The organism is Stenotrophomonas maltophilia R551-3 (assembly GCF_000020665.1).
Taxonomy (GTDB): domain Bacteria; phylum Pseudomonadota; class Gammaproteobacteria; order Xanthomonadales; family Xanthomonadaceae; genus Stenotrophomonas; species Stenotrophomonas maltophilia_L.
The window spans coordinates 2196680-2214681 of the sequence record NC_011071.1 but is presented as its reverse complement, the minus strand read 5'-3'; the positions used below and the strand labels follow the sequence as shown (position 1 = coordinate 2214681).

19 protein-coding genes are annotated in these 18002 nt (G+C 65.4%); 10 read left to right on the top strand and 9 right to left on the bottom strand.

Features of this window, described 5'->3' with window-relative positions; genetic code table 11:
• Positions 1 to 16 precede the first annotated feature (16 nt).
• On the bottom strand, positions 17 to 1096 hold the full coding sequence (locus SMAL_RS10080) for a site-specific integrase (RefSeq protein ID WP_012511035.1): 1080 nt from the start codon (positions 1094 to 1096) through the stop codon (positions 17 to 19).
• A gap of 103 nt (positions 1097 to 1199) precedes the next feature.
• On the opposite strand from SMAL_RS10080, the gene SMAL_RS10075 reads away from it, so the two are divergent.
• Entirely contained in the window at positions 1200 to 2105 is a 906-nt protein-coding gene (locus tag SMAL_RS10075; RefSeq protein WP_012511034.1) for a DNA-binding protein, read from the top strand.
• A 391-nt stretch (positions 2106 to 2496) separates the two neighbouring features.
• Here the strand turns inward: SMAL_RS10075 and SMAL_RS10070 are convergent, their stop codons facing one another.
• Positions 2497 to 2958 (bottom strand): DUF6265 family protein, encoded by a 462-nt coding sequence (locus tag SMAL_RS10070; protein WP_012511033.1) that lies wholly within the window; start codon positions 2956 to 2958, stop codon positions 2497 to 2499.
• A 90-nt stretch (positions 2959 to 3048) separates the two neighbouring features.
• Between SMAL_RS10070 and SMAL_RS10065 the strand changes: the two genes are divergently transcribed.
• Positions 3049 to 3897: a helix-turn-helix domain-containing protein gene (locus SMAL_RS10065; RefSeq protein ID WP_012511032.1), complete on the top strand. Its 849-nt coding sequence runs from the start codon at positions 3049 to 3051 to the stop codon at positions 3895 to 3897.
• A gap of 40 nt (positions 3898 to 3937) precedes the next feature.
• Here SMAL_RS10065 and SMAL_RS10060 read toward each other — a convergent pair whose 3' ends face one another.
• The 3 genes from SMAL_RS10060 to SMAL_RS10050 all read right to left on the bottom strand — a co-directional run bounded on the left by SMAL_RS10060 (position 3938) and on the right by SMAL_RS10050 (position 6382).
• Positions 3938 to 4810 carry a pirin family protein gene (locus tag SMAL_RS10060; protein ID WP_006367022.1) on the bottom strand — a complete coding sequence of 291 codons (873 nt, stop codon included), beginning with the start codon at positions 4808 to 4810 and terminating at the stop codon, positions 3938 to 3940.
• Positions 4811 to 4976: 166 nt separating this feature from the next.
• Positions 4977 to 5870: a LysR family transcriptional regulator gene (locus SMAL_RS10055; protein WP_012511031.1), complete on the bottom strand. Its 894-nt coding sequence runs from the start codon at positions 5868 to 5870 to the stop codon at positions 4977 to 4979.
• Between the two features lie 89 nt (positions 5871 to 5959).
• Complete coding sequence (locus SMAL_RS10050; RefSeq protein WP_006367019.1) at positions 5960 to 6382, bottom strand: DoxX family protein; 423 nt, start codon at positions 6380 to 6382, stop codon at positions 5960 to 5962.
• A gap of 306 nt (positions 6383 to 6688) precedes the next feature.
• On the opposite strand from SMAL_RS10050, the gene SMAL_RS10045 reads away from it, so the two are divergent.
• Positions 6689 to 7297, top strand: coding sequence for an FMN-dependent NADH-azoreductase (locus tag SMAL_RS10045; RefSeq protein ID WP_006367009.1), 609 nt, complete (start codon positions 6689 to 6691; stop codon positions 7295 to 7297).
• A 74-nt stretch (positions 7298 to 7371) separates the two neighbouring features.
• Here SMAL_RS10045 and SMAL_RS10040 read toward each other — a convergent pair whose 3' ends face one another.
• The gene (locus SMAL_RS10040; RefSeq protein WP_012511030.1) at positions 7372 to 7851 is read right to left on the bottom strand and encodes a GNAT family N-acetyltransferase; all 480 of its coding nucleotides are present in this window, start codon (positions 7849 to 7851) and stop codon (positions 7372 to 7374) included.
• A gap of 132 nt (positions 7852 to 7983) precedes the next feature.
• Between SMAL_RS10040 and SMAL_RS10035 the strand changes: the two genes are divergently transcribed.
• Both SMAL_RS10035 and SMAL_RS10030 read left to right on the top strand, forming a co-directional pair.
• Positions 7984 to 10179, top strand: coding sequence for a hypothetical protein (locus tag SMAL_RS10035; RefSeq protein WP_012511029.1), 2196 nt, complete (start codon positions 7984 to 7986; stop codon positions 10177 to 10179).
• Positions 10180 to 10251: 72 nt separating this feature from the next.
• Positions 10252 to 10737, top strand: a complete 486-nt coding sequence (locus SMAL_RS10030; protein WP_006367003.1) for a TspO/MBR family protein — start codon at positions 10252 to 10254, stop codon at positions 10735 to 10737.
• 29 nt (positions 10738 to 10766) lie between these two features.
• Here SMAL_RS10030 and SMAL_RS10025 read toward each other — a convergent pair whose 3' ends face one another.
• From SMAL_RS10025 to SMAL_RS10015, 3 genes are read right to left on the bottom strand one after another with little or no spacing between them, the layout of a single operon-like run.
• On the bottom strand, positions 10767 to 11450 hold the full coding sequence (locus SMAL_RS10025; protein ID WP_012511028.1) for a Rossmann-fold NAD(P)-binding domain-containing protein: 684 nt from the start codon (positions 11448 to 11450) through the stop codon (positions 10767 to 10769).
• Positions 11451 to 11471: 21 nt separating this feature from the next.
• Entirely contained in the window at positions 11472 to 12152 is a 681-nt protein-coding gene (locus SMAL_RS10020; RefSeq protein ID WP_041864517.1) for a ChrR family anti-sigma-E factor, read from the bottom strand.
• Positions 12149 to 12772 (bottom strand): sigma-70 family RNA polymerase sigma factor, encoded by a 624-nt coding sequence (locus tag SMAL_RS10015; protein ID WP_006366938.1) that lies wholly within the window; start codon positions 12770 to 12772, stop codon positions 12149 to 12151. The genes SMAL_RS10020 and SMAL_RS10015 overlap by 4 nt, the downstream gene beginning before the upstream one ends.
• A gap of 130 nt (positions 12773 to 12902) precedes the next feature.
• Here SMAL_RS10015 and SMAL_RS10010 point away from each other — a divergent pair, with 130 nt between their 5' ends.
• From SMAL_RS10010 to SMAL_RS09990, 5 genes are all read left to right on the top strand, one after another.
• The gene (locus SMAL_RS10010; RefSeq protein ID WP_012511026.1) at positions 12903 to 13670 is read left to right on the top strand and encodes a hypothetical protein; all 768 of its coding nucleotides are present in this window, start codon (positions 12903 to 12905) and stop codon (positions 13668 to 13670) included.
• 81 nt (positions 13671 to 13751) lie between these two features.
• On the top strand, positions 13752 to 14702 hold the full coding sequence (locus SMAL_RS10005; RefSeq protein ID WP_012511025.1) for an acyl-CoA desaturase: 951 nt from the start codon (positions 13752 to 13754) through the stop codon (positions 14700 to 14702).
• 1 nt (position 14703) lies between these two features.
• A complete protein-coding gene (locus tag SMAL_RS10000) occupies positions 14704 to 15981 on the top strand; it encodes an NAD(P)/FAD-dependent oxidoreductase (protein WP_012511024.1) in 1278 nt (425 codons plus the stop codon).
• Positions 15978 to 16745, top strand: coding sequence for a DUF1365 domain-containing protein (locus SMAL_RS09995; RefSeq protein WP_012511023.1), 768 nt, complete (start codon positions 15978 to 15980; stop codon positions 16743 to 16745). The genes SMAL_RS10000 and SMAL_RS09995 overlap by 4 nt, the downstream gene beginning before the upstream one ends.
• Positions 16742 to 18001 carry an SAM-dependent methyltransferase gene (locus SMAL_RS09990; RefSeq protein ID WP_012511022.1) on the top strand — a complete coding sequence of 420 codons (1260 nt, stop codon included), beginning with the start codon at positions 16742 to 16744 and terminating at the stop codon, positions 17999 to 18001. The genes SMAL_RS09995 and SMAL_RS09990 overlap by 4 nt, the downstream gene beginning before the upstream one ends.
• The last annotated feature ends 1 nt before the right edge of the window (position 18002 follow it).

The window sequence follows — 18002 nt, the reverse complement described above, 5'->3', positions numbered from 1 at the left end:
TCTGGCCAATCCCAAGTCACTTCAGTAGCCGAGCAGCTGGGTTTTCTTCAGCCGCACCAGCTTGGAAGTACCCGATCACGCTCGCCACCGAGCGGTGCTCGGTCATCGCCATCACTGCCGGCAGGGGCACGCCCTGCTTGCCAGCCTCAGTGACAAACCCGGACCGAAGGCTGTGCGCCCCGAAGTCTCCCTCCAATCCTGCCAACTTCGCCCGACGCTTCACGATCGAGGCCACTGAGCCGGGCAGAAGGGCAAGGCCAACCCGTGCCTTCCAGATCCGGCGAAATATTGCCCCGTCATGGATATCTGCCGCCTTAAGCCAAGCCGCCAGCGCCTCGGCGCTGCGACCGAGGATCGGCTTGTCCGGGGTCGAATCCACTGTAACGCCTGCCTGCTGGGTCTTTGAGTACTCCAGCCTGTAGATGTAGCCGTCCTCGCCGACCTTGCGAAGGTCGCGCATATCCGCGGCTGCGATCTCGCTGCGCCGACGCCCGCCACTGGCAAAGCCGAAGCAGAGCAGGGCGCGGTCGCGCAGGCCTTCCAGGGAGCCATCGCATGTACCCAGCATGGCCTCCAGTTCAGGGCGGGTGATCGCGGTCTTCTTGGTGGGGCGCTCACCGCGCTTAACCGCGGCGCGCCGGGCGCGGCTCAACAGGGTGCGAACACTCGGCAGCTCGCATGGGTTGGTCAGGCGCTTGAGCTTGTGCGCCGTGGACAGAACCGCCACGCGCTGGACCACGGTCGAAAGCTTTATCGGCCCGGCCTTGGCCTTGAGGCCGGCGGCCACCAATGCCTGGTCAATCGTCGGCGGTAGTTCGCTGACTAGGCCGGTCTTGCCTTTGCGCTGGATGTGGTCGACCAGGAACTGGATCACCACGGCTTCGCTCGCAGGCAAGGCTAACTCAATGCCAAAACGGGCTTGGTGCCAGCCAGCCCAGTAGCGCAGGGCGGCGGCATAGCTGCGTGTGGTATTGGCCGCGGCCGCTTCGGCGAGCAGTTCACGCACCGCATCCGCTGCCTGCTGGGCCAGCTGCTCGGGGAGCGCCAGGTTCGCGGCCGTCGCTGCAACGATAGGCAATGCGAAATTTTGCTTCATAATATGTAATGTATGTTATGAATGAACGTGTGTACTAGCGATAATCATCACTTATCGCGAGTACGTTATCAGCAGAGTAGGGTGCCAGTACCGGAGACTTCGCATGGCCCGCGGCATCACCGAAACTGACGTCCATACCGCCGCTGACGAGTTGGTCGCCAAGGGCGAACGCCCAACCGTAGAGCGGATCCGGGCTCACCTGGGGACAGGCTCGCCGAACACGGTGACCCGCTGGCTGGAAACATGGTGGAACCGACTTGGCACGCGCCTGCAGCCAGCGCGTCCGAACCTGGAAGATGCGCCAGCGGTGTTGGCAGAACTCGCCGGGCAATGGTGGGAGTTGGCGCTGAAGCATGCCCAGGAGGCCGCCCGTCGAGAGCTTGCATCGTCCGAGCGGGCCCTAGCTTCCGAGCGTGATGCGCTGGAGGCCAGTTCCCGACTTGTGGCTGAAGAGCTGGCGCAAATGCGTGCAGAGCGTGACGTTGCATTCACCGGGGAGAGAATTGCAACGACCCAAGCTTCAGAGCTACAGCACCTGGTCGACCAGCTTCAGCTACAGATCTCTGAACTTGCAGAGCAGCGCGACCTCGAGCGTCGAAGAGCCGACCGAGTCGAAACAGCGAGACAGCAACTCGACGTCCGGCTTCACGAGGCCCTAGAGACGGCGAAATCTGAGCGGGAGGACTGGACCGAGTACGTCAGATCTGTCGAGAATCGAGCGCTCAGCGACGTGGATCGAGCCCGCCAGGAGGTGAAGGAACTCCAGGTGCAGCAAAGCAAGGCATCCGAACAACACAGGGCACTTGAGAAGCAGCTGCGTCAGGACATCCAGGCCGCCCAATCAGCGGCCGCCACGGCCAGTCAGTCTGCCGATATCCTGCGCGGCAAATGTGACGCGCTTGAGGGTCAACTTTCAGGGCTTCGAAATTTGCCAGCTCAGCTGGAAGTGGCGCTCAAGCGATCCAAAGAAGTTCGTCCGCCTGCGGCTCGCAGACGCCAAAAACAATAGCGCTGTGCCGCCTTCCAGGGCACACGAAAGAACGGGCCGGCTTCATTTGCGCCGGAGGCCAGTCCGCTGACTCCGCGCAAGTCGCGTTCTGCGAGCTAGCCAGGCAGCCCAACAGACAAATGAGACCGCAAAAGCGTCTATGCCATGGTACCTGACGCTTCGGAGTGCAAGTGCGGGCGCGATGAAGGCGCTGTGTTCGAACGCGTAACACTTTTACTTGGCGCTTGGTAACAGATTTACCTGCTTCGTCAGCAGGGAGGCAAGAGCACAGCCGGAGCCCCCACTTCATTTCGCATAATGTATATTATGTTACAGGCAAGATCGCTACCCAAGAAGCCAGAGCCTCCCCAGTCCTCAGATCCCTGACTTCACTCCTGGCCAGCGTTCCCACTCACTCCCCGCAACGCCGATAGTCAAACGGAATCCGCAGGATCTTCCCATCATCACCCGGACCGGAGATGCTCGCCTTCAGCGCAGTGCCATCACGCCGGTACTCTATGCGTTTCGGGAAGTCATGTTGCGGATTCTCAAAGACCACCCAGTTCTCACCATGCCCGGCAATGACGAATGTCGTCGGCGCCACGCCATTGGGCTGCACATGCAGGCCAGCCGCTTTGCCTGCCGGCACCAGGCGCATGTACTCGAATGACTCCATATCACCATGACTCAGCGTGCGCGACATGCCAAGCAAGGCGCCGCCGGCCTCGGGCAGCCAGACCTCATCAAGCCTGCGCTCTTCGGTACCGCCACACCAATGCCCGGCCAGCCAGTCGAACTCGGCCGGTGCGGCCATAGCCGCGCCACTTCCCAACGCCAGGCCCGCGCCCAGCACCGCCACCTTCGACTTCAACATGTCCTGACCTCCTGGATGGGTTGGCTGCAGGCTAGCGGCACGGCCACCGAGGGCGCTTGTAAAAACACGCAGGATGGCGTCCGATGCCGCATGGACTACCGCGAGCACCCTGCCCCCGACGACCTCCGCCGTCACGTCCAGTGCATCTGGTGGCTGCAGGACGACGCACCCGGGAATGACGTGCAGGTCATCTATCCCGATGGCCGCTGCGAGCTGCTGGCAGAGCTTGGCATACCCTTGCAGCTGCATGGCGCAGATGGCCGTATCCGTTCCGATCTACCGTTCTGTTTCGCGGCACAGCAGTCAGGGCCAATCCGTTTGCAGGCCGCTGGTGCGGTGTTCTGCATCGGCGTGCGGCTGCAGCCGGCCGCGAGCGCCTTGATCGCCGGTGCCCGCTTGCCCGGCCTTCGTGACCAGGCTCCGGACCTGTACACGCTGGATGCTTCCTTTGCCGAGACGTTCAGTGCAGCCGCACGCGCCAGCGCGGCTGCCAGCACGCCCGAGCCCCTCTGGCAGGTCCTGCGGGATCGTTGTGCCAGCTTCGTCCTGGACGAACGCGTCGAACAGGCCGTTGCGCAGCTGGATTCAATGGAGGGCGATCTGCGCATCGCCGAACTGGCGCGACGGCTTGGCATGTCCCTGCGCGGCCTGCAATCCCGCTTTCTGGCCGCGGTGGGCATGCCCCCGAAGGAGTACGCCCGTGTGTGCCGTCTGCAGGCGATTCTGCAAACCCTGGATGGAGAAGCCACCAGCATTGCCACTGCAGCCGCACGCCATGGCTACAGCGACCAGGCCCATGCCACGCATGACCTTGTCCGCTGGACCGGGGTCACGCCCGGCCGGCTGGCGAATGCCCTGCGTGGCGATCGTGGCAGCGACGATGCACTGCGGTTGGCTGCCGCCTTCGTGCGCGGAAGCAGTAGCGGTCACTCACGATAGGCGGGCCCCACCCTCCTGCCCTGCTCCAGTACAGAATCCATCAGCCAGCGCTTCCCGCCGCCCGGATCTGTTTCCCCAGCTCGCGGATCCGCGCCTCACCCGCCTCCAGCGCCTGCGGGCTGGTATGGACCGAGTAATAGCCTGTTGCCAGCGGATACGGATGCCGTGCTGCGGTACCGAACACGAACTCGGTGTCCTCGCGGGCGAAGAACGCGACCTCCTGACCGCCTTCCTCGAAGACCACCAGTTCACCTGCACCGATCGCTTCGGGCACACGCAACGAGCCCACGCTCACGGCGGCCCAGGCCACGTCATGCCCGGGCGGCGGTTCGAACCGCCACGATTCTCCCGCCCGCAGTTTCACCGAGAAATAGTTGATCGGTGCCGGTGCATCGATGGGGCTGCGAGCCGCGCCGTACGCTCCCAGCAGTACGGTCACCGGGCCTTCGCTGCGGATCTGCTCGGGGCCGAAGTAGCGGCTGAAAGGTGCAGCCAGCTCCAGTGCAGGTGGCAACGCGAGCCACAACTGGAAGCCGCGCAGCCGATCGGAATCGCCGAATCCGCCGCCGTGCCAGGCACCATTGCCGGCCTGCATCCACTCCATCCAGCCGGCCTCGATGCTGCCCTCGCGCCCCTGGTCGTCTTCATAGTCGACCGCCCCTTCCAGTAGCCAGGTGAGCGTGGCGATGCCCGAGTGCGGATGCAGGCCAAGCGCAGGGGAGTCCGCGCGCGAAAGATCGCGGGCATCGATAAGGTCGAGGAAGACGAACGGCTTGAGGCGCTCGCCCAGATCGGAAGGGCTCACCAGCCGGGTGATGGGCCCGTGGCTTCGGCCGCGGGTGCGATGCACGATGCGGCGCACGGAGGCGACCGGAGAGATTGTGGTGGTTTCGGAAGTGTGGACGGCAAGCATGATGTGGTCTCCTTGGAAGCAGGTTTCGAACGTCGCGGCGACGTCGTACGTCCAAGGTAGGCACTGAGCACGCACGGCAATAGCCGGCCAGTGCGGATTTCATTCCTCCATCGCTGGAGCAATGGCTGCCACGCGTGGAGGCGGCAGCGCCTGCAGCTCAGGTGTTTTACCAGTTGCCCTGCAGCAGATGGGTCATGGCGAAGTCGACAAACGCGCTGGCGGCGCGTGGCAACTGTCGCCGGCTCTGGTAGACCACGAACAACTCCAGCCCATCAATACGGTAGTCGGGCAGCACCTGGACCAGCTTCCCTTCCCGCAGCGGCTGCGCCACCATTGCCTCGGTCAGCAGCGCGATGCCCATGCCGGCCACGCAGGCCTTGGTCAAGGCCAAGGCCGAGTTGGCGCTGAATCGCCCGCGCACTTCGACCTCAGCGGGGCCATCCGGCCCCATCAAACGCCACTGCGTGCGCCCTGAGCCCGAGGGCACGGCGATACAGTCGTGCGTGGACAGATCCTCCAAGGCACTGGGCGCTCCGCGGCTCTCCAGGTAGGCCGGGCTGGCCACCAGCACTGCACGGTTGTTGCCCACCTTGCGCGCGATCAGTGTTGGTCCAGTGACTGCACCTCCACGGATCGCAACATCGATGCCGTCAGCAACCAGGTCGGCGCGTGCATCGTTGAGCACGAACTCCAGGCGGACCCGTGGATGGGCCTGCAGGAATGACTGCACCCACTCCAGCTGGAACCAGTTGAAGAAATCCACCGGCGCGGCGACGCGCACCTTTCCCACCGGCACCTCGCTGCCCTCGGAAAGCTCCAGGGTGGCGTCCGCCAGCGCTTCGATCTGCTCCACGCTGCGCGCGTACAGGCCCTCACCGGCATCGGTCAGGGTCAACTTGCGGGTGGAACGATGCAGCAGCCGGACACCCAGCTGCTCTTCCAGCTGCTGGATGCGCCGGCTGGCAGTATTGGAGGGCATGCCGATCCGGCGCGCGGCCTCGGCGAAGCTGCCGGCCTTGGCCACCTGTACGAACAGGGCCACATCATTGAGATCGATCACCCGCGGACTCCATGCAGACGACCTCCGGTACGGAGGCCCCTGCATTGTGTTGCAAATGGTGTCGCCGCGCTCGGCGCAGCGCCCTGCCCTCATCGGGTCTTGCGCGCATCCAGGCTGAACCGGCCTGCGCCGTTGGCGGCCAGCATCAGGAATGCACCGGCAATGGAGACATTCTTGAGGAACATGATCATCTGCGTCTGGTCAGCGACGTTGTTGTGGAACAGGAAGGCGGTAGCCAGCGTGAAGCCCGCCAGCAGCACAGCGACGATCCGGGTCTGCCAGCCGGCAATGATCGCCAGCGCGCCACCGATCTCCGCCAGGATCACCAGCGGCAGCATCAGCGCGGGGACGCCAACCGAGGCCATGTACCCCGCTGTTGCCTCATAGGCACTGAGCTTGCCGAAACCTGACATCAGGAACAACGAGACCAGCAGGAGGCGGCCGAGCAGCTCGATCGCACCCAGCACGCGGATGGAGGATGAGGCAGCAAGCGTTGTGGAGTAAGTGGACATGTCTGTGTTTCCTGGAAGTGTGTTCGAAAGAGAGGGAAGACCGTAGCGGCGGGAACGGCGACGACGTCTTCGCTGCCAGCGGAACGCACTCTAGACGGGCCACCCGCCCCTCCACTAGCCGACGTAAAGGGAATTCACCCGTCCATGGGTGGACGAATCACGGCCATGCGGAATTGCCCTCATCGGTGGACGAATGAAATCCGTTGCGACCGGCTAGTGGGGCGAAACACGCAGAAATAGAGTGCGGCCGTGGCCCATGGCACGACCTTCGCCGGGCCCGTCCCTCTCTTTACTGCGAGAACCAGCATGAAACTCCTGCACATTGATTCCAGCATCCTTGGCCAGCAGTCGGTTAGCCGCCAGCTCACCGCCCAGCTCATCGAAGCTGCCCGCCAGCAGCATGGCGACGTGAACGTGACCTACCGCGACCTCGCCCTGGCGCCGGTTGACCACCTCGCCCCGCCCCACCTCGCAGCCGCTCAGGGCGCTCCCATCGAAGCCGGCACCCTGCAGCAGGATGTGGCACTCGGCGCCAACGATCTGGAGGCGTTCCTGCAGGCGGATGTCGTCGTCATCGGAGCGCCGATGTACAACTTCAGCATTCCCAGCCAGCTCAAAGCCTGGATCGACCGCATTGCGATTGTCGACAGGACCTTCCGTTACACCGCACAGGGGCCTGAAGGCCTGGCAGGCGGCAAGCGCGTGCTGATCGCCTCCACCCGGGGCGGCATGTATGCCGGCGATGCGCCGGGGGCGGCCATGGACCATCACGAAACCTACCTGACCAGCCTGTTTGGCTTCCTCGGCGTCACCGACCTGCACTTCATCCGGGCCGAGGGACTGGCAATGGGAGACGACGCGCGGGCGCAGGCACTGCAGCACGCCCAACAGGACATCGAGCGCGTCTTCGCCTGATATCTGTGCCAGTGGCGGTACATGACGCCACGGCACGCCAGGTATCGAGGCCCAATGGACAGCGATATTCCTGGCTACAGGAACCGGTGCATCACATACACGTCAACCAGGCCCAGCTCCCGATGCCGGAACGCCTCCGGTAGCGTCCCGACCACCGCAAACCCCAGCGTGCGGTACAGCGCTACCGCCGGCGTGTTGGTACTGACCACGTAATTGAACTGCATGGCCAGAAAACCCTCCGATCTGGCTCGATCAAGACTGTGCTCCACCAGCGCCCGGCCAATGCCGCGACCTCGCACCCGAGGATCGACCACATAGGTGGCGCTGGCCACATGCGCCCCCAGGTCCGGGAAGTTGGCGCCCATCTTGTACATTCCGACCACCCTGTCTTCCAGAACGGCCACATCGGCTGTCTGCAGCCCGAACCAATGGCTTCGAAAGGTTTCGGCCTCGAATGTGCGGCCAAAAGGCAGCGCGTCCCCGGTCGCAATAGCGGCTCTGAAGATCGCCCACATGGCGTCCAAGTCATCCGCGGTGGCGGCTCGAATCTCCATGCGACTCCTCCAGATCCGGCGTGAGAATCAAGTCGGACACTAGCAGAGCCGCGCTGCGGCCCGTACCTGCTTCACGCGCCACCGCCATCGTTTCGGCAATAGTTGAGTGAATTCCGGCCTCTAGAGCAGTACATGCCCCCTACTCCCGCGCGCATTCCACACCGGTTCCGCCGATGGCGCGTCGCTGGCTACGTTCTACTGGGCGTGTACGTTCTCTACCTGCTCGCCGGCAACATCTTCCTCAACACCCCCCTGTTCGACCAGGTCACCAACCGCAAGCCGCAGAAGTTCGTGATGACTACCGGCCCGGCTATCACGCTGCTGCCCGGCCACGTCATTGCCTGGAACGTGCACATGCGCGGTCACGTAAATCACACCGTCTACGTGCTGCACGCCGAGCGCGCCAGCGCCCGGTTGGCCGTACTGCCCCTGTTCCGCCGCGAAGTGCGGGTTCCCCGATTGCAGGCCACAGGCGTATCGGCCGAAATCAGCCGCGTCGAGGACGCCATTCCGTCACCGCCGCGCAGCGATCAGGGCTGGACCCTGCGCTTCGACGCCATCCACAGCGACAGCATCCGCAGCGCCCGGCTCGGCAAGCTGTTGATCATCGGCAAGGGCCAGGGAACCGTCGGGTTCCTCAAGCAGCTGCGCGGCGGCCCGTCCGAACTGTTCGACTCCGAGGTCTCGTTCAGCAAGGCAGACACCAGCTATGACGGTGTGCAGCTGCTGGGCGACATGGATCTGACCGCGCGCTTCAGCTATCCGCGGCACTATCGCGACCAGGCGCCCGGCCTGGCCAAGTTGAAGTTGCTGCGTGCGCAGCTTGATGTGGACGCGCGCAGCCAGGGCTTGCGCATGGATACGGACGCGCAGACGCCCCGCATCTCCAGTTCTCCGGTTCCCGGTCGCCTGCAACTGGCGGTCCACCTGTTGGACGGCCAGTTGCAACCTGGTGACCACGCGCTCTGGCAGGTTCCGCTCTACCTCGGCGACGGCGCACCCGATCGCGGCGTGCTGGCCCTGCAGCTCAACGTGGCCAACGACCTGCGCCTGCAGGCCCGCCTGCCGCCACGCCCGGATTCGGCCGCTGGCATCGATGCCGACCTGCACATCACCGGGCGCGAGATTCCATTCCAGCACCCTGCCCAGCTGCTGGAACGCAGCTCCGGCACTGTGCGCGGCGAATGGACCTTCACCTCGCTCAACTGGATCCCTGCCCTGTTCGTACGCAAACCGTGGCTGCAGCTGGATGGCGGCGGCACGCTGAAGGCGGATCTACGCCTGCGCAATGGTGAGCTGATCGAAGGCAGCACCGTGGACATTCCGTCGGCCGAAGCGGTGGCCGAAGTGGCCGGCGTGCGTCTGGCCGGCACGGCCAGCGCGCATGGCGAGCTGAAGGCCGGGACACCCACTCAGGCACAGCTGGCGATCCGGCTGCCGCGCTTCACGGCGCGCCCCACTGACGCCAAGGACGTTCGCTTGTTTGACGGTCGCGACCTAGCCGTGGACCTCACGGGCGACGGCCGTCTGCAGGAACTGCGAAAGGGCGTTCGCGCACGGCTGCGCTTCAGCGAAGCGACCATCCCGGACCTGGCCGCCTACAACCGCTACCTTGGCTCTCAACAGGTGCGCCTGCTGCGCGGCACCGGAATCCTGAGCGGCGACGCCATGCTCGACACCGATGGTCGCGTTGGTCACGGCACTGCCCGCCTGCAGGGTCGAAACGCCAGCGCGAAGGTAGCAGGCCTGGACATGGGCGGCGACGTCGACGTGAACGCCACGCTTCGGCGCGGCGACTTCAACCAGCGCCATTTCGATCTGTCCGGCAGCACGGTGGAGCTGCGCAACGTGCAGGTGGCCGGCAGCGAGCGCGCGAACACGTGGAAGGGACGCATCGCCTTCAAGCGCGGCCGCATCGATGCACAATCGCCGTTCCAGGTGGATGCGACGACCGACCTGACCCTGAGCGATGCACGGCCACTGCTGGCACTGTTCGCCGAACGCACCGATTACCCACGCTGGACCCTGTCGCTGCTGGATTCCGGGCAGGTCGATGCGCAGGCAACGCTGCGATGGCGCCCGGGTCATCTGGTGATCGATGGCCTGCAGGCCGAAAACGATCGTCTTTCGGTGCGTGCGCGGCTGGATCTGCTGGAACAGCGCAAGCGTGGTGATCTCTACCTCCGCTGGGGGCTGCTGGGCGCCGGCATCGAGCTGGATGGCGACCATCGCCAGTGGCATCTGGCCAAGGCACGCGAGTGGTTCGATCAGCAACCTTCACTCTTGCCGACGAGCCAGGGAACTGGCGCCGCCAGCTCTTCGGACTGAAGGCGCCCGTACCGCATCCATCTGCCGCGCTCGTACGTATGTGTCGGCACACGTATTCAGGAGATGCACGCAATGAAGAGGAGCACGCAAGGAGTTGGCCTGCTGGGCTGGATCGCGATCACGTTTGCCGCCGCTGCGCTGGGCGCTTGGGCCTCGACGTCAGCCGCCAGCTTCTATGCCAGCCTCGTGCTGCCCTCCTGGGCGCCGCCGGCCCGTGTGTTCGGTCCGGTGTGGACCCTGCTCTACGCGATGATGGCGATTGCGGCGTGGCTGGTCTGGCGTGAACGCGGCTGGCGCGGCGCCCGCCCAGCACTGTCGCTCTATCTGTTGCAGCTGGCCATCAATGCACTATGGAGCTGGCTGTTCTTCGGCTGGAAGTTTGGCGCGCTCGCCTTCGCCGACATCCTGGTACTGATCACGCTGGTGTGCACGACAATCGTTGTATTCGCGCGCATCCATCGCGGTGCCGCGGCGATGCTGCTGCCTTATCTGGCCTGGATATCGTTCGCCGCTGCGCTGAACTTTTCGGTGTGGCAGGCCAATCCGGCGGCACTGTGAGCGCTCTGATTTCCTCAAGCCTGCGGTAATCAGGCCACCGGGTCGCCTTCGCCAGCGGCGATCCGGTTGATCTGAGCGCACTCCACCGTCGCGGGCGGGTTGCTCATGCCGGCCAGCGCGATCATCGCCTGGCCCAGTGCAAGATTGCTGGTCACCAGCCCAGGGGTAATCACCCCTGCCAGTTTCATCAGCGGTGCACCGCCCCAGTACAACGGCTTCAGCGCGGCATGCCGGGTACCGGTGCCAGGCACCGGGCGGACGCCACCAGGGCGTAGCATGACTGCCCGGATCGATAACGCACGCAATGCCTGCTCGGTTTCGCCCTTGATCCGCAGCGGCATGATCCGACTTTGCGGGTCCGCGCCTGCGCCAGACACATACAGGAAACAACCGCGGGGATTCGCAGCGGCCCAGGCGCACGCGACGGCGAGCGTGGTATCCAGGGTCACCCGCCGGTACTCAGCCTCGGCAGTGCCCACAGGTGGCGCGCCTGCGCAGTACAGGCAGGCGTCGTAGCCAGCCAGATCATCGCGCTGCTCATTGATGCGCAGGAAGTCCGGCACTACCAGTTCGTCACCGGGGCCGGCAAGGCTGCCTCGATGCCGGACCAGAGCGGTCAGGCTGGCAACCCTTGGCGAAGCCTGGCAAGCCATGGCCACGCCCTGCCCCACCAGCCCCGCGACACCGGTCAACAGCACGCGCATTTCCTTCATCGTGCTCACCGCAGCACCCCGTTAGAGCTTCACGAAACGCTGGATCTTCCGCGCCAGCCAGCCGCTGAACACCAGCGGTGCGTCCAGTGCGGATACGCAGATGCAGGGCACGCCCGGCGCCGTCACCGGCTGGTGCTCCACGTCTCCATCCAGATCCGCCATGTCACCCGGCGCAAACAAGCCCAGAGCATCGTTGTAGGAGCCGCGCAGGATCTGGGTCAGCTCGCTGCGGCCATGGCTGTGCATGGGCAGGCATTTGCCGGGCGCGATCTTCAGCATGATCAGTGAAGGCATCTGTTCGGCGCGGATGCAATGCACCCCCGGCGCCATCCAGCGCCAGCGCAGGCCACTGAGCGAAGTGCCGAAGTAAGGATGCAGCGACGCCGGCAGATGATCGGGATCCGCTTCAGGCCGCTCTGGCGGCACTGGACGTACCGGCGCTGCAACGCTGACGGGCGACTCCGTAGTCAGGCGCCGCAACATCGCATCGCGAAGTGCAGTCCGGTGCGCGTCACCGCCGCTTTGCGGCGGCTGCGTCTGCTCCAGCAGCACCGAGCCGATCACCTCGGCATCCCGCAGCCGCTGGCGGCATTGCGGGCACTGCTCCAGGTGCGTGCCGGCAACAATGCTCAGCGGCGCCGGCAGCGCGCCCGCGGCATAGCTCATCAGGGTGGATTCGTGAAGGTGGTGGTGCGGATTCACAGCGCGCCCCCCACCTTGGATTGCAACTGCAGGAACGCGCGCCGCAGATGCGATTTGACCGTGCCCAGCGGCATTCCCAGCGCTTCGGCGATCTCGCCGTGGCTCTTGGCCTCGAAATAGGACATGCGGACCAGGCGCGCCTGCACCGCAGGCAGCTCATTGATGCGCTGGCGCAGCCGGGCCTGGTCAGCGAACTGCTCGGCGCTGCTGCGCTCGACCACGTCTGCCGTCGCTGCGTACTCCACCGCGGCCTGCACCTGTATCCAGCTGCGCTCACGCCGTACCCGGTCGATATGCAGGTTGCGCGCGATGCGGTACAGCCAGGTACTCAGCGCTGCCTGCGCCGGGTCGTAGTCGGCTGCGCGCAGCCACAGCCGCAGCAGGCACTCCTGCGCGAGCTCCTCGGCCACTGCCTCGGGCGCACCCAGACCGCGCAGATAGACACACAGGCGCGGCATGAAATGATCGTAGATGCGCATGAAGCAATCGCGGTCGCGCAGCCGCGCCACACCGTCCATGTCACCGGCCCAGTTCGTCGGCTCGCTGCTCGGCTGCTGGGAACTGGACACGATGCGTACGCTATCGAAGTTGAAGGCGGGGCTGGCGGCGTCAGGGTACATCTGCGTTCGCGGCGGGCAGGTGAAGGTCTGTTCTCTCTACGGCTGGGGGCACCATTTGGATGCAGCCAGCGCCGCGCATCCAGCCAGCCCTCTGCACCGTAAGCCCTGATCCCCCTTCCGGATGCCCCTCATGCGCATCATCTGGCTGTTGCTCTGCCTGCCCTGCACCGCACTGGCTACCCCTTGGCAGCGCAGCGAAGGTGTTGCCACCACGCCGCAAGGGGCTGCCGCCTATCGGGAGCTGCACTGGCAGCGCTCCGCCCAGGACGGCTCCGAGCGCTGGGTGCTGTACCAGTGCCCGGATGGACGACCCTTCGCACGCAAGCACCTGCCCGCCACCTCGCAGGTACAGGCGCGCGGCTACACCCTGGAGGACAGGCGCAGCGGCCAGACGGCGGAGGTAGCGGCCGATGGTGGAACGATCGCGGTCGACTGGAAGGAAGCCGCCGCCTCCGCTCGGCGCCAGCGTCGCCTCACCCTGCCGGCAGATGCTGTGATCGACGCCGGATTCGATGCGGCAGTGCGCCTGCATTGGCCTGCCTTGATGCGTGGTGAGCGCGTCTCGCTGCCTTTTCTGGTTCCGGCGCGGCAACGCTTCTACCCGGTACAGGTGGTGCGCAGCGGGCCGCTGCGCTGGCAAGGTATCGATGCCCAGTCCATCGAGGTCAGCCTCGACACCTGGTATGGCGGCATCGCACCCCGCCTATCGCTTGTCTACGCGAGCGCAGACCGGCGACTGCTGGAATTCCGTGGCACCAGCAATCTTCGCGATGCGCGGGGCGGCTACCCACAGGTGGTGGTGCGGTTTGCATCAGCGCCGCGTGAAAGCGCTGCGGCCGAGTGGCAACGGGCCTGGACGCAGCCGCTCGTTGCCGACTGCGCCGTGACGCCCAGGTGAATCGGCAACGATCTGCACCGCAGTGCATCCATTCTGTGTTCTGGTGCGTAGAGGAAGACACGACTCCAGCCGAGATCCGTCATGGCTTCTGTAGCGCCCCTTCCCCGCCGACGCCGCCGTTTCCTGCGTACATTGAAGCGCTGGATCGACACCGGCAGCGGTGCAGATGCCAGCGCGGGCCAGCCGGGCCGCATTGATTGGCTGCGTGCGGTGCCATTCGCGTTGATGCACGTAGCTTGCCTGGCGGTGATCTGGGTCGGCATCTCGTGGACCGCGGTGATCATGGCCGTTGCACTCTACGCAGTGCGGATGTTCGCGATCACCGCGTTCTACCACCGCTACTTCTCGCACCGCACCTTCCAGGCGTCGCGACCAGTGCAGTTCGTGTTCGCGGTGATCGGTGCCGCCAGCGTGCAGCGCGGGCCGCTGTGGTGGGCCGCCCATCACCGCCACCACCATCGCCATGCCGACCAACCCCTGGACCCGCACTCACCGCGCGAAGGGGGTTTCTGGCGCAGCCACATGGGCTGGTTCCTGACCCGTGAGGCCTTTGCCACCGATCTTTCACGGGTACCCGATCTTGCCCGCTTCCCGGAACTTCGCTGGCTGGACCGCTTCGATACCGCGGTGCCGGTGCTGCTGGCCGCCGGTCTCTATGCGCTGGGTGCCGCGCTTGAACGCTGGGTACCCACACTGCACACCTCCGGACCACAGCTGCTGGTCTGGGGCTTCTTCATCTCCACCGTGGTGCTGTTCCATGCCACGGTCACCATCAATTCACTGGCGCACCGGTTCGGCCGCCGCCGCTTCGAGACCCGCGACGACAGCCGCAACAATCTCTGGCTGGCACTGCTCACCTTCGGCGAAGGCTGGCACAACAATCACCACTTCTTCCCGGGCACGGTCCGCCAGGGCTTCCGCTGGTGGGAGATCGACCTGACCTGGTACGGACTGCGTGCAATGTCCGCGGTCGGCCTGGTCAAAGGACTCAAGCCGATTCCCGAATGGGTATTGGCCAAGGCGAGGTACTGACATGCGCATCGCGATCATCGGCTCCGGCATTGCAGGCCTGGCCAGCGCCTGGTGGCTGCACGGCGAACATGAAGTCACGCTGTTTGAAGCCAATGACTACCTCGGCGGGCATACCCACACCCATGACGTGCAGGTGGGCGGCCGGCGCATGGCCGTGGATACCGGCTTCATCGTCTTCAACCCGCGGCACTATCCGCTGCTGACCGCCTTGTTCGATGAGCTGGACGTGGCCTCGCAGCCGACCACGATGAGCTTTTCAATGCACAGCGAGCGCAGCGGCGTGGAATACAACGCCACCTCGCTGGACGGCCTGTTCTGCCAGCGCCGCAACCTGCTGTCGCCGCGCTTCTGGGGCATGCTGGCCGACCTGCGCCGCTTCTACCGCGATGCGCCGCTGCTGCTGGCGGAAGACCAGGGCCCTACGCTGGGCCAGTACCTGCGCGACCAGCACTATGGTGACGCCTTCATCGAGGAGCACCTGCTACCGATGGCGTCGGCGCTGTGGTCTTCACCAACCGCCACCGTGATGGACTTCCCGGCCCGCTATCTGGCCCAGTTCATGGCCAACCACCAGATGCTGCAGATGACCGGGCGTTCGCCGTGGCGTGTAGTCAAAGGCGGCTCTGCGCGCTATATCGAAGCCCTGCGCGCCCGCTGGCAGGTGCGCGAACGACTGGAGTGCCCGGTGCATTCGGTCGAGCGCACGCCCTGGGGCGCGCGGGTGCACAGTACGGCCGGCGTGGAAGGCTTCGACGAGGTGATCCTGGCCTGCCATAGCGACCAGGCACTGGCGCTGCTGGGTGACGCCGATGCCATCGAGCGCGAGGTGCTCGGTGCCATCCGCTACCAGCCCAACGAAGCCGTGCTGCACACCGATGCATCACTGCTGCCGCGCGAGCGCAAGGCCTGGGCCGCCTGGAACGCGCACGTGCCGCGCGACCCCGCCGCGCCGTGCACGGTCAGTTACTGCATGAACCTGCTGCAGGGCCTGCCCGGTGACACTCCGCTGGTAGTGACCCTCAACCGCAGCGAGGCGATCGACCCGGCCAAGGTGCTGCGTACGCTGCACTACGCGCACCCGGTACATGACCATGCCGCAGTCCGGGCGCAGCAGCGCTGGGGCGAGCTGCAGGGCCGGCGCCATACCTGGTTCGCCGGTGCCTATTGGGGCTGGGGCTTCCATGAAGACGGCATCCGCAGTGCCCGACGTGTGGTGGACGCACTGCGTGCCTGCGAACCGCATCGATTGGCGCCGGCGTTCGGCGAGGTCGCCGCGTGAGCGCCAGCGCACTCTATATCGGGCAGGTGATGCATCGGCGCCATCACCCGCATCCGCACGCCTTCCGCTATCCGGTCGCACAGCTGCTGCTGGATCTGGATGAGCTGGAGACCGTGTTCGCACGACGCTGGCTGTGGTCGGTCAACCGGCGCAACCTGGCCGAGTTCCGCCGCAGCGACTACTTCGGCGATCCCGCGCAACCGCTCGCCGATGCCGTGCGCGACCACGCCGCGAACACCCTCGGCCACCGCCCCTGCGGGCCCGTGCGCCTGCTCACCCACCTGCGCTTTGCCGGCCACGTGTTCAACCCGGTCAGCTTCTACTACTGCTACCAGGCTGACGGCAGCACGCTGGACTGCATCGTCGCCGACATCACCAATACCCCATGGAAGGAACGCCACGCATACGTGCTGCCGGTATCGACCGCGCTCCATGAGGGCGCGTCACTGCGCTGGCAGTTCGACAAGTGCTTCCACGTCTCGCCATTCATGGCAATGGATTGCCGCTATGACTGGCGGTTCAACGCACCCGACGAGGACCTGCGCGTGCACATGCAGGTGTGGCGCGACGGCGTGCGCCAATTCGATGCCACCCAGTCCATGCAGCGGCACCCGCTGGACGGACGTGGCCTTGCGCGCGTCCTCGCCTGCTATCCGTTGATGACCACCCAGGTGGTGGCCGCCATCCATTGGCATGCGCTGCGCCTGTGGCTGAAGCGCAACCCGGTGCACGACCACCCTTCCCTTGCCGAGAAACCACGATGAACGAGATGAATCCCTCGGTAGCCCTGCCACAGCCGGGCACGCTCGACGTTTTCCTGCGCCGCCGCCTGCTGGCGCAGCTGGCGCCCCTGCGCGACGGCCGTCTGTGCGTGCGCGATGCGCTCGGCGAGGTCTGGCTGGGCGAAGCCCGCGGTGATCTGCAGGTCACGGTCACCATCGACGACCCGGCGTTCTACCGAAAAGTGGCTGCACAGGGCAGCGTCGGCGCTGGCGAGAGCTACATCCACGGCGACTGGCACTGCGATGATCTGGTGGCCCTGGTGCGCCTGCTGGTACGCAACCGCGATCTGCTTGACAGCATGGAGCACGGCCCCGCCCGCGTGGGCGGCTGGCTGCTGCGCGGCTGGAACCGCCTGCGCCGCAACAGCCGCGAAGGCAGTCGTCGCAACATCGCGGCGCACTACGACCTCGGCAACGATTTCTTCGCGTTGTTCCTGTCGCCGGACCTGATGTACTCCTCGGCACTCTTCGCCGATGACAGTGAATCGCTGGAGACGGCATCGCGACGCAAGCTGGACCGCATCTGCCAGCAGCTGCAGCTCAAGCCCGGCGACCACGTGGTCGAGATCGGCACCGGCTGGGGCGGTTTCGCCGTGCATGCGGCCCAGCACTATGGCTGTCACGTCACCACCACCACCATTTCCGCCGAGCAGCACGCGCTGGCCACGGAACGTGTAAAGGCTGCCGGCCTGCAGGGTCGGGTCACCCTGTTGATGCAGGACTACCGGGACCTGCAAGGCCGCTACGACAAGCTGGTGTCGATCGAGATGATCGAAGCCATTGGTGCCGAGTACCTGGACACCTACATGGCCACGCTGCAGCGCCTGCTGAAGCCGGACGGCGTGGCGCTGCTGCAGGCCATCACCATCGAGGACCAGCGCTACGAACAGGCGCGGCGGAGCGTTGACTACATCAAACGCTACGTATTCCCGGGCAGCTTCATTCCCTCGATCAACGCGATCATGGCGGCCAAGACCCGGGCCAGCGACCTGCAGCTGATCGCGCAGCAGGATTTCGGCCATTCGTACGCGCTGACCCTGCGTGCATGGCGTCATCGCTTCCTCGCCCAGCTGCCTGCGGTGCAGGCGCAGGGCTTCGACGCGCGCTTCTGCCGTCTGTGGGAGTTCTATCTGGCGTACTGCGAGGGGGGCTTCCTGGAGCGATCGATCGGCGTGTCGCATCTGTTGCTGGCGCGTCCGGGCCATCGACCGATGGCGGCGGCGAGCGATGGCCACTGAA

What these genes read in the sequence shown, in the direction of transcription:
- SMAL_RS10080 (WP_012511035.1), bottom strand. Translation starts at nt 1,096, where the DNA reads ATGAAGCAAAATTTCGCATTGCCTATCGTTGCAGCGACGGCCGCGAAC.
- SMAL_RS10075 (WP_012511034.1), top strand. Translation starts at nt 1,200, where the DNA reads ATGGCCCGCGGCATCACCGAAACTGACGTCCATACCGCCGCTGACGAG.
- SMAL_RS10070 (WP_012511033.1), bottom strand. Translation starts at nt 2,958, where the DNA reads ATGTTGAAGTCGAAGGTGGCGGTGCTGGGCGCGGGCCTGGCGTTGGGA.
- SMAL_RS10065 (WP_012511032.1), top strand. Translation starts at nt 3,049, where the DNA reads ATGGACTACCGCGAGCACCCTGCCCCCGACGACCTCCGCCGTCACGTC.
- SMAL_RS10060 (WP_006367022.1), bottom strand. Translation starts at nt 4,810, where the DNA reads ATGCTTGCCGTCCACACTTCCGAAACCACCACAATCTCTCCGGTCGCC.
- SMAL_RS10050 (WP_006367019.1), bottom strand. Translation starts at nt 6,382, where the DNA reads ATGTCCACTTACTCCACAACGCTTGCTGCCTCATCCTCCATCCGCGTG.
- SMAL_RS10045 (WP_006367009.1), top strand. Translation starts at nt 6,689, where the DNA reads ATGAAACTCCTGCACATTGATTCCAGCATCCTTGGCCAGCAGTCGGTT.
- SMAL_RS10040 (WP_012511030.1), bottom strand. Translation starts at nt 7,851, where the DNA reads ATGGAGATTCGAGCCGCCACCGCGGATGACTTGGACGCCATGTGGGCG.
- SMAL_RS10035 (WP_012511029.1), top strand. Translation starts at nt 7,984, where the DNA reads ATGCCCCCTACTCCCGCGCGCATTCCACACCGGTTCCGCCGATGGCGC.
- SMAL_RS10030 (WP_006367003.1), top strand. Translation starts at nt 10,252, where the DNA reads ATGAAGAGGAGCACGCAAGGAGTTGGCCTGCTGGGCTGGATCGCGATC.
- SMAL_RS10025 (WP_012511028.1), bottom strand. Translation starts at nt 11,450, where the DNA reads ATGAAGGAAATGCGCGTGCTGTTGACCGGTGTCGCGGGGCTGGTGGGG.
- SMAL_RS10015 (WP_006366938.1), bottom strand. Translation starts at nt 12,772, where the DNA reads ATGTACCCTGACGCCGCCAGCCCCGCCTTCAACTTCGATAGCGTACGC.
- SMAL_RS10010 (WP_012511026.1), top strand. Translation starts at nt 12,903, where the DNA reads ATGCGCATCATCTGGCTGTTGCTCTGCCTGCCCTGCACCGCACTGGCT.
- SMAL_RS10005 (WP_012511025.1), top strand. Translation starts at nt 13,752, where the DNA reads ATGGCTTCTGTAGCGCCCCTTCCCCGCCGACGCCGCCGTTTCCTGCGT.
- SMAL_RS10000 (WP_012511024.1), top strand. Translation starts at nt 14,704, where the DNA reads ATGCGCATCGCGATCATCGGCTCCGGCATTGCAGGCCTGGCCAGCGCC.
- SMAL_RS09990 (WP_012511022.1), top strand. Translation starts at nt 16,742, where the DNA reads ATGAACGAGATGAATCCCTCGGTAGCCCTGCCACAGCCGGGCACGCTC.